This window comes from Armatimonadota bacterium (assembly GCA_025059775.1).
Lineage (GTDB): Bacteria > Sysuimicrobiota > Sysuimicrobiia > Sysuimicrobiales > Sysuimicrobiaceae > Sysuimicrobium.
Genome location: JANXCW010000007.1, coordinates 1 through 12,340, shown reverse-complemented (window position 1 = coordinate 12,340; position 12,340 = coordinate 1). Strand labels below are relative to the sequence as shown.

Below are 12,340 nucleotides of genomic sequence, written 5' to 3'. Positions count from 1 at the left end.
CGGAAATCAGAATCCGAGAAGGGGGTGAGGGACATGCGCTCGGCGCGGAGGATCCTGGTCGCGGTGGTGTTGATGGCCATGGGGGTGAGTGCCTATGGATACGCAGCCACCCAGCCGGGGGGACCTTCCAAGATCAGGATCGGCGTGGTGCACTCCCTGACGGGTCCTCTCTCTCCGGGAGTACCGGAGGCCAGCCGGTACCAGTTCAAGATCTGGCTCGATGGGCTCAACCGGAAGGGCGGACTGTACCTCAAGAAGTTCGGCCGCCGGGTTCCCATCGAGTTCATCGAGTACGACGACCGGAGCCAGCAGGAGACCCTGATCCGAAATCTTGAGCGGCTCATCCTCCAGGATAAGGTGGACCTGATCCTTCCTCCCTACGGCACCGCCATGCACATCGCCGCCGCCCCCCTCTTCAACAAGTACGGATACCCCTTGCTGGGCGTGCATGCGAGCGCGGTGGAGCTGTACAAACGCCGGCATGAGTTCCCGTACGCCTTCTGGTTCCATGCCCAGCCCGACGTGCACGCCAAAGCGGTGACGGACATGCTCGTGCATTTCCGCCAGAGGGGTGTCATCGGGCCGAGGATTGTGGCCACGTACATCGCGGACCAGCACGGGTACGAGTTCTGGCCCGCGTACGAGGCGGCCCTGAAGCGTGCGGAGTTCCAGATTCTGTACGTGAAGAGCTACCCCCTGCAGGTTTCAGATGTCTCCTCCCTGATCCGGGAGATGAAGGCGCTGAATCCCGACGTGTACATCTCCATCAGTTACCCCTCGGACTTCTCCCTGCTCCTGGAGCAGGCCATCGCCCAGCAGTTCAACCCCAAGATCTACTACGGAACCGTGGGGATCGCCTTCGGGGATCTCCCCCGGAGGTACGGGGCCCGCACCATCGAGGGCGTGATGGGCGCGGGGGGCTGTAACCCGCAGATTCCGGGAGCCAAGGAGTACTACGACCTGTACCGGAAGGTGGTGGGCAGGCCCATCGAATGCTGGGGCGGGGCGTACATGCCCGCGGCCCTGCAGGTCCTGGAGCAGGCCGTGGAGGAGGTGGGAGAGATCGACCGGAAGAAGATCCGGGATGTGATCGCAACCCGGACCTTCCGGACCATCATGGGGCCCATCCGCTTCCGGGAGCAGATGAACACCTACTGGCCCAGCATGATCGGCCAGTGGCAGAGGGGCCAGTTCCTGGGCGTGTGGGGTCTGGAGGGGCAGATCCGTCCCATGGTGGTCCCCAAGCCCGCCTGGCGCAGATAGCGGAGCAACCGGATCCGGGGGCGTCCGGTTCCCCACGGGCGCCTCCGGATCCTCTTTCGGGGACGGGGATGACGGGAAGTGGAACGTGGGTGGCCGTTCTCCTCGACGGCCTGATCCTGGGAGGGGTGTACGCCCTCGTTGCCCTGGGCCTGAATCTCCAGTACGCGGTGGCGGGAATCCTCAACCTCGCGTACGGGGAGCTGGTGATGCTGGGGGCCCTGTTGACCTACACCTCGTACACGGTTTTGGGGCTCAGCCCGTTGGTCTCCCTCCTCGGCACCGGAGCGGCCGCGGGACTGGTCAGCGGCGGCGCCTACCTGGCCGGCCTGCGAAGGGTTTTCCGCATGGACCGGAGGGAGGCCGAGGTGGCCATGCTCCTGCTGACGTTTGCCCTGCTGTTCCTCCTCCAGAGTTCCGCCCTCATGCTCTGGGGGGCGGAGTTGCGGCACTACTCCTTCTGGAGTGAGCCGGTGTTCCTCCTGGGGCATCCCTTCAGCAGAAACCGCCTGGTGGCCGCGGCGGGGGCTTTTCTGCTCAGCGGGATCCTCTACGGGATCCTGCGGTGGTCCAGCCTGGGCCGGGTGCTGCGGGGGATGGCGGATAACCCCCGGGCCGCGCAGCTGGTGGGGGTGGGGGTGGAGCGGTATCGGCTCGTGGCCTTCGGCATCGGGGGGGTGCTGGCGGGCGCTTCGGGAACCCTGCTGAGCATGTTCTGGTCCTTCAGCCCCACCGCGGGCATCGACGTGACGGTGCGGGCCTTGGTGGTGATGGTCCTGGGGGGAATCGGGAGCGCGGTGGGAAGCCTTACCGCGGGGATCCTGCTGGGGCTTGCGGAGAGCGTGGTGAGCGCGGTGTGGGATCCCGCCCTGCGGCTTACGGTGAACTTCGCGGTGCTGACCGCGATCCTGCTGTGGCGGCCGCGGGGCCTGTTCGGGTGGCGGACGTGAGGGAACGGGGGGGATCCGTCGCGTGGGCCGCGTACTTCCTGGGGATGCTGGTCCTCCTCACGGCGCCCCGGTGGGGCTCTGCGTATCTCGTGGGGTTCTTCGTGGAACTCCTCAGCTACATGGCCCTGGTGACCGCGTGGGCGATCTTCTCCGGGCCCACCCGCTACTTCTCGCTGGCTACCGCCGCCTTCTTCGGCATCGGGACATACGTGACCGTCTATCTGGGTGGCCGCATCCCGGTGCTGGCCTGCGCCGCCGCGGCCGCGGTGCTGGCCTACCTGTTGGCCTCCGTGGTGGGCCTCGCCACCCTGCGGCTCAGCGGCCTGTACTTCGTGATGTTCACCTTCGGGCTGAGCGAATTCCTCCGGCAGTTCGTGCTGTGGTTCGAGGGGCGCCTCTTCCGAAAGGTGGGCCGGATCGTCAGCGTGCCCTTCGGCGACCTGGATCTGTACTATGCCCTGTGGGTGGTCACCGCGGCCCTCCTTCTGGGTGCGTTCCTGCTGCGGAGGTCCAAGCTGGGATACGCGCTTCGGGCCATCGGGGAGGATGAACTGGCCACGGCCCACACGGGGGTGGACGTCTCCCGGGTGAAGATTGGGGTGTTCGCCGCAACCGCGAGCGCCACGGCGGTGGTGGGAGCCATTCTCGCGCCCCGGTGGGCCTACGTGCTCCCCGATATGGCCTTCGATCCCACCCGGTCGTTCCAGGTGATCCTCATGGCCATGCTGGGCGGGATCCGGCAGAGCTACGGTCCCTTGCTGGGGACCATCCCCCTGCTCTTGCTGTACGAATGGCTGTACGCGCGCTATCCCTACCCCTTCCTGTTCGTGCTGGGTTTCCTCCTCGCGGTTCTGGTCCTGTATGCCCCCGGGGGCCTAAGCGGGCTGGTGGAGGGGATCCTGCAGCGGGCGGAGGAGCGGAAGGGCGGGACGATTCGGGTTCGGGCGGAGGAGCTCCCGCGGGTGGGGAGCAGCGGGGGGTAGATGCTGGAAGTGCGGGGAGTGAGCAGGCGGTTCGGAGGGCTGGAGGCGCTGGTGGGCGTGGATCTCGTGGCGCGGTCTGGGCAGGTGGTGGCGGTGATCGGCCCCAACGGGTCCGGGAAGACCACCCTCCTGAACGTCATCAGCGGCGTCCTCGCGCCGGACGCAGGGAGGGTCCGGTGGGAAGGGCGAGACATCACGGGCTGGCCCCCCCACCGGGTGGCGCACCTGGGCATCGGCCGGACCTTCCAGCGTCCCCGCATCATGGAGGCGATGACGGTGCGGGAGAACATCGGCCTGGGATTTCTCTTTCGGGCACGGGGCCTTCCCGTGGCCCGGGCCATGGCAAAGGCACAGGAGGTAGGAGAGGAAGTTGGCCTTAGGGACCGGCTGGACGTCCCCGCGGGCGACCTCACCTACATCGATCAGAAGCGGCTGGAACTGGCCCGCGCCCTCGCGGGGGATCCGAGGCTCCTCCTGTTGGACGAGTGGCTGGCGGGGCTTACGGAAGGGGAGCTCCAGGTGGCCTTGGAGCTCCTGAGACGGCTGCGAGTTCAGGGCATCGGCGTGGTGCTTGTAGAGCACGTGATGTCCGCGGTGCGCGCCATCGCGGACTGGGTGGTGGTGCTGCACACGGGTCGGAAGATCCTGGAGGGAAAGCCGGGGGAAGTGCTGAGCCACCCGGAGGTGGTGGCCACCTACCTGGGGCAGGATGCGGGATGCTGAGGGTCACGGGCCTCACGGTGCTTTACCGAAAGCACAGGGCGCTGCAGGACGTGCACCTGGAACTTCAGCCCCAAGAGACGGTGGCCGTCATCGGGGCGAACGGCGCGGGGAAGTCCACCCTCCTGCAGGCCATTGCGGGGCTCGTGCGGCCTCAGCCCGGGGCACGCATCGAGTACGAGGGGAAATCCGTGCTGGGGTGGAGCCCGGAGCGCCTGGCCCGGGCGGGGGTGGTGCTGGTGCCCGAGGGCCGGGAGCTGTTCGCGAGCTTGACGGTGTACGAGAACCTGCTGCTCGGCGCGTACGGGGTACGGGATCGCTCCGTGGTGCAGCGGAGGTTGGAGTGGGTCTGGAGTCTCTTCCCCCGCCTCCGGGAGCGCCACGGCCAGCTGGCGGGGACCCTCAGCGGCGGGGAGCAACAGATGCTGGCCATCGCGCGGGGTCTCATGGCCGGTCCTCGGGTGCTCCTCCTCGATGAGCCCTCCCTGGGGCTTGCACCTCTCATCGTCCGGGAGGTGTTCCAGGTGCTCCAGAGGATCCGTGCGGAGGGCTGCTCCATTCTCCTCGCGGAGCAGAACGTGCGCATGAGCCTGCGGGTGGCGCAGCGGGGATACGTCCTGGAGACCGGCCGCGTGGTGCGGGAGGGAGCCGCGGCGGAACTCCAGCAGGACGAACTCGTGCGTCGGGCCTATCTGGGAGGCTGAGCTCCGGCCACAAAAAATATAATGGTAATGGCCGTCCGGAGGCCGCCGGTGAGCGGAGGACTGAGGATCGAGGGACTCTCCCTCCGGCTCGGGGATCTTCAAGTGCTGGATCGGGTTGACCTGGAGGTGGATGCGGGGGAGTTCGTGTGTTTGGTGGGGCCGAGCGGTTGCGGGAAATCCACCCTCCTCAACGTGGTGGCGGGCTTTGCGCTCCCAGGAGACCCCGAAATCGAGGGAACCGTGCGGTGGCAGGACCGGGTGATCCGCGACCATCGGGACTGGGACGGTGCCCTGGGATACGTCTTTCAGCGGGACAACCTGCTTCCTTGGTACACCCTGGAACAGAACGTCCTCATCAGCCTACGCATCCGGCGGGTGCCGCTGTGGTCAGCGATCCTCCGGGCGCGGTAGGAGATCGCCCGGGTCGGTTTGAGCGGCTTTGAGCGGCACTTCCCGCATCAGCTGTCCGGGGGAATGCGGCAGCGGGCGTCGTTGGCCCGCACCCTGGTGTACGGCCCCAAGGTGATGCTGATGGACGAGCCCTTCGGCGCGCTGGACGCGCACACCCGAATGCACCTGCAGCGGGAGCTCAGTCGCCTCTGGATGGAGCACCGGGTCACGGTGCTGTTTGTCACCCACGATCTTACGGAGGCCATCACGCTGGGACAACGGGTGGTCGTGTTCTCCCACCTGTGAGCTTGGCCCTCTCGCAAACCCGGCGGCCCCGGACCGGAACGTACCGGCATGGGGCGCGGGTGGTGGCCCTGCGGGCTGGGTTCGCGGGAACCGTGCTGTTGGCCTGGGCTTTGCTGAGCGGGGATCTCGTTGCGGGGTGGCGGGCGATGCCCCGTGCCCTCCTACCCAGTCCCACGGAGGTCGTGGCCGGGTTGGCGGCGTATGCCCGGAGCGGTGACCTCGCGGGCGACGCCCTGTACACCCTCTCCGAGGCGGCGGCGGGGCTGCTGTTGGCCATCGTCACGGGGATCGCGGTGGGCGTGCTGTTTGCCTACGTGCGCCTCCTCGGCCAGGCTGCCGAACCCCTCATGGTAGCCCTCAACGCCATGCCCCGCTATGCCCTCGCACCCCTCTTCGTGGTCTGGTTTGGGCTCGGGATGGCCTCGAAGGTTGCCCTGGTGTTCTTCGCGGTCTTCTTCGTGGTGTTCTTCAACGTGTACCAGGGAGTGCAGACCATAGATCGCAACTGGGTGCGCGGGATTGAGGTCATGGGCGGGGGGACGCGGGAGATCGCGCGATACGTGATCCTGCCGTACGTGGTGAGTTGGGTGGTGGCGGCCCTGCGCACCTCCATCGGCGTCTCCCTGGGGGTCGCGGTGGTGGGGGAGTTCGTGGGATCGGTCCAGGGGCTCGGGTACCGCATGGTGATCTCCGTGGGTCTGCTGGACACCCCCCGCACCTTCGCCATCGTGGTCATCCTGGCGGTCGTGGTCGCGGCCGTGGAGCCCGCTTTGCCCGTTTTGGTGGCGGAGGCGGCAGGGCACTTCCGCGGCGAGGGGTGGAGATCGGGCGGATTCTTCTATCCGGTGGTGTGGCCATCCGCAACCTCCTCATCGGCGGCCGTGCACCCTTCGGGGTCATCGGAACCGAGCACATTCCCCTCGCGCGACTGGCGGGCGCTCCCCTGAAGGGGATCGCTTCCGTCTACGACCGGCTGCACGTCACCCTCATCGTCCGGTCCGCCCTCCGGGGGCAGGTGCGGCGGGTGGAGGTGGACGGAGTGGGGTTCATGCTGGTGAACATCTTCGATCGCCACGTGCTGAGGCGTTGGATCGGCACCGACCTGCTCCTGGTGGGCATCCTGGCCACCACGGAGGGCGTGATCCGGACCCAGCCGGAGGTGGCCGCGGCCATGGTGGCCGCCGTCCAGAAGGGGGTAGCTTACATCCGCAGCCACTCCTCCGAGGAGATCGTGCGACTGGTGATGGGCAATCCGAAGACGGCTCAGCTGTTTCAAGGGGTTCCGCCGGAGCTGGCGGTGAGGATGGTCGGCAGGATCCGGCACGGGTACAGCACGGGGTGCCTGAGCCGTACGGGGTACGAGGCGGAGCTGCGTCGCATGATGGACACCGGGTGCTCCGGCGGCCGGTGAGCTTCGAGGAAGCCCTGGAGCCCCGCTGGGCGGGGACATGCCCGCGATGAAGCCGGCTCGGGTGCCATGGCGGCAACGCTGACGGTGACCCTCGCGGGGGGCCTGTACGATCGAACGGAGCCATTGCGGGACGGGAGTGTGCGGCCGGAGGGGATGGAGTTGGTATACGTAGCCGTGGAGGAGCCTCCGGAAGCGTTCCTGCGGGGGGTGGCGGGGGAATTTGACGCCTTCGAGTTCAGCTGCTCCCTGTACCTCTCCCGTCGGGCCGCGGGGGATTTCCCATTTGTCGCCCTGCCCGTCTTCCCCTCCCGCATGTTCCGGCACGGCTACGTCTTCGTCCGGGAGGACCGCGGGATCCAGCATCCCAAGGATCTAGAGGGGAAGCGGGTGGGGGTCCCGGAGTTCAGCCAGACGGCCCTGGTCTGGCTGCGGGGGATCCTCCAGGAGGAGTACGGGGTGGATCTCCGATCCATCACCTGGGTGGTGGGGGGGGCGAACCGGCCCGGGCGCCGCTCCGCGGCCATCTCCAACCGGCCGCAGGGAGAGGGGTGGAGGTTGGAGCCCGCCCCGGAGGGCTACAGCCTAGATCGAATGCTGTCGGAAGGACTGTTGGATGCGTACATGGGGGCTGTGCGGCCTCACTCCTTCGGGGTGGATCCGCGCATCCGGCGGCTCTTTCCGAACTATCGGGAGGTGGAACGGGCGTACTACCGCCGCACGGGGATCTTTCCCATCATGCACACCGTGGTGGTGCGGGAAGGTCTGCTGCGTCAGCATCCCTGGGTGGCGACCAGTCTCTATAAGGCCTTCTGCCGCGCGAAGGAGGTGGCCTTTGCACGGATGGCCTACAGTCCTGCCCTGCGCTACAGCCTTCCGTGGCTGCATGCGGACCTGGAGGAGGTATGGGAGCTGTTCGGTGCAGACCCCTGGCCGTACGGGCTCGAGCCCAACCGGAAGACCCTCAACACCCTGGTGCGGTACCTCCAGGAGCAGGGGCCGCTGACACGGCCGATCTCCCTGGAGGAGGCATTTGCTCCTGTTCACGTCTTCGAAGGCCAGTAGGAGGAGAACATGCAGGACGCAGCGCCGCGGAATCTTCAGGAGATCGTGGACCGCGTTCCCAATATCGTGGACTACCTGTACAACAACCGGACGGGCGCCCGCGCGTTTCCCGTGGTTCCTGCGGAGTTCACCAACTGGAGGGACGAGCAGCACGCGTGGCGGGAGGCGGTGGCGCTGTTGGACCTCTCGTACCACATGTCCGACCTGTACGTGCGCGGGAGGGACGCGTTCCGGTTGCTCAACTACCTCGGCATCAACAGTTTTCGAGGGTTTGAACCCGGCATGGCCAAGCAGCTGGTGGTGTGTTCCCCGGAGGGCTATGTGATCGGGGATGCGGTGCTCTTCTACCTGGAACCGGAGGTCTTCCAGCTCGTGGGGCGCCCCTCCGCCCTCAACTGGGTGCAGTACCACGGGGAGACGGGCGCCTACGACGTGAGCTTCGAGCGGGACGAGTTGTCCTTGACGGATCCGAGTCGTCCCCGCAAGGTGTACCGTTTCCAGCTGCAGGGCCCCAGGGCGCCAGCGTTGTTGGAGAAGCTCCACGATGGCCCTCTTCCGGAGGTGAAATTCTTCCATATGACGTGGATCCGGATCGGACGTTGGAGGGTCCGGTTCTTGCACCACGGAATGGCCGGCGTGGCGGGCGGGGAGCTGTTCGGACCCTGGGAGGAACGGGAGGCGGTCCGAAGTGCCATCCTGGAGGCAGGAGAGGAGTTCGGGCTGCAACCGGTGGGCTCGAGGGCATACGCGACGAACACCTTGGAGTCGGGGTGGATCTCGGGGGTGCTCCCCGCCGTCTACAGCAGCCCCGCCCTGCGGGCGTATCGGGAGTGGCTTCCGGCCACGAGTTACGAGGCCACAGGATCTCTGGGGGGCAGCTTCTACTCCCCTCAGGTGGAGGACTACTACCTGACGCCGTGGGACCTCGGATACGGACGACTGCTGAAGTTCGACCATGACTTCATCGGGCGGGAGGCCCTGGAGGAAAAAGCGAAGGAGCCGCACCGACGGAAGGTGACCCTGGTGTGGAACCCGGAGGATGTGATCCAGGTCTTCCGTACGCTGTTCACGCAGCCCCGGGGACAACGGGCCAAGTACATGGACCTGCCCCTCTCCCGATACTGCATATGGCCGTACGACAGGGTGTTGAACCGAAAGGGAGAGCTCATCGGATTTTCCACCTCCTGCGGCTACAGCTCCAACGAAGGGGCAGTGCTGCCCCTGGCCATGGTGGAGGCGGCGTACAGCACCCCTGGGACGGAGGTGGTGGTGGTGTGGGGGGAACCCAATGGGGGTTCTCGGAAGCCCAGCGTGGAGCGGCACGTGCAGACGGAAATCCGGGCCACCGTGGCGCCCGTGCCGTACTCTCAGGCGGCGCGGGAGTACCGGGCCATGGTGGCGGGAGGCTTCCGTTGACAGGAGTCGGCCGATTGTATATCCTGCAGCCGATTCGGGGTGCGGTGGATGGGCGGGTGGGGGTGTGGTCTATGGGTTCGGTCTGAGGAGGTGGGGCCGTCGAGATCCTGGTTGCCCCTCCGCAGGGGAATCTGCTTCCTCCGGGAGGTCGCGGATGCTGCAGGTGGATCACCTCGGTGTGGTCGTCCGGGACATGGAAGAAGCGCTCCGGTTCTTCGTGGAGGTGTTGGGAGGGAAGGTGATCTCCCACCAGAAGAATGTTATGGGCCGGGAAATTGACCTCGCGTTCGTGGAGGCGTGCGGGGTTACCTTTGAGCTCCTCTACCCGTGGGGAGAGATGCATCCGCTCCGGAGCTACCTCCAGCAGATAGGCCCCAGCGTGCACCACATCGCCCTCCGCAGCGAGAACGTGGAAGACACGGTGCAGCGGCTTGGAACCTGGAACATCCGGCCGGAGGGACCGCCGGCCATCGTGGGGGGAACCCGGATGGTCCAGTGGCTCGCCACGGAGGGCACCCTGGGGCTGCGAATCCAGCTGATGGGGCCCGCGCCCTCCTCCACCTCTGAAAGCCGATAGAGGGTTCCTCCATGGGACGCGTGCCCATCGCCACCCGGGCACTCCCCTGGGAAGGGTTGGCCCGGACGTGGCGGGCCGCGACGCAGGCGGCGGTCCAACCTGCGGTGGGTCTGGGAGCCCTGGTGGCCCTGGCGTTGGGTTGGCTCCTGCTGGCTCCGCTCGGCACCTTGATCTTCGCCGCGTTCCGGGAGGGCACCAACGTCCTCCCCTTCGAGCCTGCCTCTCGCTGGACATTGCAGAACTTCCTCTCCGTCTTCACCAATCCCGTCCTGTACCGACGGGTGTTCGCGGACACTGCTCTGTACACCCTGGGATCCTGCGCGGTGGGTCTGCTGGTGGGGACCGGGTTCGCGTGGCTGGTGGAGCGCACGGACCTTCCAGGGCGACACCTGGTCTACGTGGCCCTCCTGGTGCCCCTGTTGGTCCCGCCCATCGTGGTGAGCATCGGGTGGGTGATGCTGTTGGGGCCCCGGGCGGGACTGTTGAACGTGCTGCTGCGGGCCGTGCTCGGCATGGAATCTGGCGCAAGCGGTCCCCTCAACATCTTCAGCATGTGGGGAATGATCCTGGTTCAGGGATTCGGGTTGGTGCCCCTGGTTTTCGTCTTGATGGCCTCCGCCTTCCGCAACCTGGACTGGAGCCTGGAGGAGGCCGCATGGGTGTGCGGGGCTTCTCCGCTGCGGACGCTCGCACGGGTGGTGCTGCCCATGCTCTTCCCCGCGGTAGGATCCGTGGCCATCCTCTCCCTGATCCTCACCCTGGAGAGCTTCGAGGTCCCCCTCCTGCTGGGGGTTTCTGCCGGGGTCCAGGTCTACAGCACCTGGATCTACTACGCCCTCAACCCCGCGGCGACCCTTCCGAACTACGGGCAGGTGGCGGCCCTCTCCGTTCCCGGACTCCTGGTGGGCATGGCGGGGCTGTGGGCGTACAATCGGGCCACCCGGCTGGCGGAGCGGTACGCGGTGGTGCGGGGGAAGGGGTTCCGAGGCGGGGTTCGGGAACTGGGCAGGGGTCGGTACGTAGCGTTGGGGCTCGTGGGGCTGTACCTCCTGGTGACCGTGGGGCTTCCGGTGGGGATCCTGGTGGTGACCAGCCTCTTTCCCGAGGCGGTGCGGACGGGGTTCCAGCAGTGGGGGACTCCCACCGGGGACGCGTACCGGAAGGTGCTCACGGACGCGCAGACGGTCCTCTCCCTCCGCAACGGCGTCCTAGCTTCCGCCGCGGCCGCGCTGCTGGCGGTCTCCGTGGCCACGGGGGTGGCGTGGGTGGTGACGCGGACGAATCTGCGGGGACGGTTCGTGCTGGACTTCCTGGCGTTTTCCTCCGTGGTGATCCCCGGGGTGATCCTGGCTCTGGCGGTGATGCTGGTGTATCTGTGGCTGCCGGTGGGGCTGTACGGGACCCTGGGGATGCTGGTGGTGGCGTTCGCGGCGCGGACGGGAACGGTGAGCCGGATCCTCCGGACGGCCATGATGCAGGTGCACCGGGAGCTGGAGGAGGCCGCGTGGGTGAGCGGATGCGCGGAAGGAGCCGCGGTTCGCCGCATCCTGATCCCCCTGGTGCTTCCCGCGGTGCTGGCGGCGTGGGTCTTCCACTTCGTCATCAGCTTCCGGGAGTTCACCGTGGGGCTCGTGCTGTACCGACCGGAGACCTCCGTGGCCGCGGTGCGGCTGTGGCACCTGTACGAGCGGGGGGATCTACCGGAGGCGAGCGCGTTGGGGACGGTGATGCTCTTAGGGGTTGTGGCCATGGCGTACCTCGCCCGGCGGTTGTCGGGCCGGTGGGGAGTTCGGTAGCGGGCTCCGGGCTTTTTTAGTTAGTAGGAGGAGGACATGCGACTGGGCCGCTTCATCGTTGACACCCACGTGCACGCGCAGCGGTTCGCCGCGGGCCCTCAACTGGCGGGCAAGACCGGGTACCCGGATCTTGCCTCCGCGATGGTGGACATGGAGGCCTACGACAACAGCGCGCGGCTGCTGTACGACATGGAGCGGTACGGGGTGGACATGTGCGTGCTCCTGCCGGCCTTCGGGATGAGCAACGAGCTCAACGCACAGCTCGTGGAGCGCTATCCGGACAAGTTCGTGGCGTGCTGCGGTGCGGTGGAGACCGCGAAGGCGGCGCTGCGGGGGGAAATCGAATGGACTCCGGAGGCGGCGGCGCAGGAGCTGGATCGGCTGCTGAGCACGGGGAAGTTCGTGGGCATTGGGGAGGGAATTCCCTACAACCCCCGGAGGCGGACCTCCCTGAGCATCACGGAGCGGCTGGACGAAATGCGGGTGATCCTGGAGGTAGCCCGCAAACACCGGGTGCCCGCACGGATCCACACGGGGGTGGTGCAGGGATATCCGCTGACGCACCACATCTTCCCGGAGTCCCTTCAGGTGCTGTGGCTGACGGATCTGGCGGCGGAGTTTCCGGACGTTCCGTTGATTCTGGACCATGGGGGGATGCAGGCGGGGTATCTGGAGCGGTGGGTGGAGGAGGCGCTGCACGTGGCGGGGAGCCACGACAATGTGTTTTTGGAGACGGGGCTGTGGTGGGCGGAGTTGTACGAGAGG

Annotated in this window: 12 protein-coding genes and 1 pseudogene; all 13 read left to right on the top strand. The window is 67.1% G+C overall.

Annotated features, from left to right (window positions below):
- Window positions 1-33: 33 nt before the first annotated feature.
- Window positions 34-1,263 carry an amino acid ABC transporter substrate-binding protein gene (locus N0A24_06510; GenBank protein ID MCS7173034.1) on the top strand — a complete coding sequence of 410 codons (1,230 nt, stop codon included), beginning with the start codon at window positions 34-36 and terminating at the stop codon, window positions 1,261-1,263.
- 68 nt (window positions 1,264-1,331) lie between these two features.
- Window positions 1,332-2,210: a branched-chain amino acid ABC transporter permease gene (locus N0A24_06505; GenBank protein ID MCS7173033.1), complete on the top strand. Its 879-nt coding sequence runs from the start codon at window positions 1,332-1,334 to the stop codon at window positions 2,208-2,210.
- Window positions 2,207-3,193: a branched-chain amino acid ABC transporter permease gene (locus N0A24_06500; GenBank protein MCS7173032.1), complete on the top strand. Its 987-nt coding sequence runs from the start codon at window positions 2,207-2,209 to the stop codon at window positions 3,191-3,193. Before N0A24_06505 ends, N0A24_06500 begins: the two co-directional genes overlap by 4 nt.
- Window positions 3,194-3,916: an ABC transporter ATP-binding protein gene (locus N0A24_06495; GenBank protein ID MCS7173031.1), complete on the top strand. Its 723-nt coding sequence runs from the start codon at window positions 3,194-3,196 to the stop codon at window positions 3,914-3,916.
- Complete coding sequence (locus N0A24_06490; protein MCS7173030.1) at window positions 3,910-4,617, top strand: ABC transporter ATP-binding protein; 708 nt, start codon at window positions 3,910-3,912, stop codon at window positions 4,615-4,617. The genes N0A24_06495 and N0A24_06490 overlap by 7 nt, the downstream gene beginning before the upstream one ends.
- Window positions 4,618-4,644: 27 nt before the next feature.
- A pseudogene (locus N0A24_06485) lies at window positions 4,645-5,313 on the top strand (ABC transporter ATP-binding protein).
- A gap of 59 nt (window positions 5,314-5,372) precedes the next feature.
- The gene (locus tag N0A24_06480; GenBank protein ID MCS7173029.1) at window positions 5,373-6,260 is read left to right on the top strand and encodes an ABC transporter permease subunit; all 888 of its coding nucleotides are present in this window, start codon (window positions 5,373-5,375) and stop codon (window positions 6,258-6,260) included.
- On the top strand, window positions 6,164-6,724 hold the full coding sequence (locus N0A24_06475) for an ABC transporter substrate-binding protein (protein MCS7173028.1): 561 nt from the start codon (window positions 6,164-6,166) through the stop codon (window positions 6,722-6,724). The genes N0A24_06480 and N0A24_06475 overlap by 97 nt, the downstream gene beginning before the upstream one ends.
- 66 nt (window positions 6,725-6,790) lie before the next feature.
- Window positions 6,791-7,786 carry an ABC transporter substrate-binding protein gene (locus N0A24_06470; GenBank protein MCS7173027.1) on the top strand — a complete coding sequence of 332 codons (996 nt, stop codon included), beginning with the start codon at window positions 6,791-6,793 and terminating at the stop codon, window positions 7,784-7,786.
- A gap of 9 nt (window positions 7,787-7,795) precedes the next feature.
- Window positions 7,796-9,202 (top strand): aminomethyltransferase family protein, encoded by a 1,407-nt coding sequence (locus N0A24_06465; protein MCS7173026.1) that lies wholly within the window; start codon window positions 7,796-7,798, stop codon window positions 9,200-9,202.
- Between the two features lie 154 nt (window positions 9,203-9,356).
- The gene (locus N0A24_06460; protein MCS7173025.1) at window positions 9,357-9,779 is read left to right on the top strand and encodes a VOC family protein; all 423 of its coding nucleotides are present in this window, start codon (window positions 9,357-9,359) and stop codon (window positions 9,777-9,779) included.
- 11 nt (window positions 9,780-9,790) lie between these two features.
- On the top strand, window positions 9,791-11,575 hold the full coding sequence (locus N0A24_06455; protein MCS7173024.1) for an iron ABC transporter permease: 1,785 nt from the start codon (window positions 9,791-9,793) through the stop codon (window positions 11,573-11,575).
- A 36-nt stretch (window positions 11,576-11,611) separates the two neighbouring features.
- Window positions 11,612-12,340: amidohydrolase family protein (locus N0A24_06450; protein MCS7173023.1), on the top strand; the 729-nt coding region annotated here is incomplete at its 3' end.

What these genes read in the sequence shown, in the direction of transcription:
- N0A24_06510 (MCS7173034.1), top strand. Translation starts at nt 34, where the DNA reads ATGCGCTCGGCGCGGAGGATCCTGGTCGCGGTGGTGTTGATGGCCATG.
- N0A24_06505 (MCS7173033.1), top strand. Translation starts at nt 1,332, where the DNA reads ATGACGGGAAGTGGAACGTGGGTGGCCGTTCTCCTCGACGGCCTGATC.
- N0A24_06495 (MCS7173031.1), top strand. Translation starts at nt 3,194, where the DNA reads ATGCTGGAAGTGCGGGGAGTGAGCAGGCGGTTCGGAGGGCTGGAGGCG.
- N0A24_06490 (MCS7173030.1), top strand. Translation starts at nt 3,910, where the DNA reads ATGCTGAGGGTCACGGGCCTCACGGTGCTTTACCGAAAGCACAGGGCG.
- N0A24_06470 (MCS7173027.1), top strand. Translation starts at nt 6,791, where the DNA reads ATGGCGGCAACGCTGACGGTGACCCTCGCGGGGGGCCTGTACGATCGA.
- N0A24_06465 (MCS7173026.1), top strand. Translation starts at nt 7,796, where the DNA reads ATGCAGGACGCAGCGCCGCGGAATCTTCAGGAGATCGTGGACCGCGTT.
- N0A24_06460 (MCS7173025.1), top strand. Translation starts at nt 9,357, where the DNA reads ATGCTGCAGGTGGATCACCTCGGTGTGGTCGTCCGGGACATGGAAGAA.
- N0A24_06455 (MCS7173024.1), top strand. Translation starts at nt 9,791, where the DNA reads ATGGGACGCGTGCCCATCGCCACCCGGGCACTCCCCTGGGAAGGGTTG.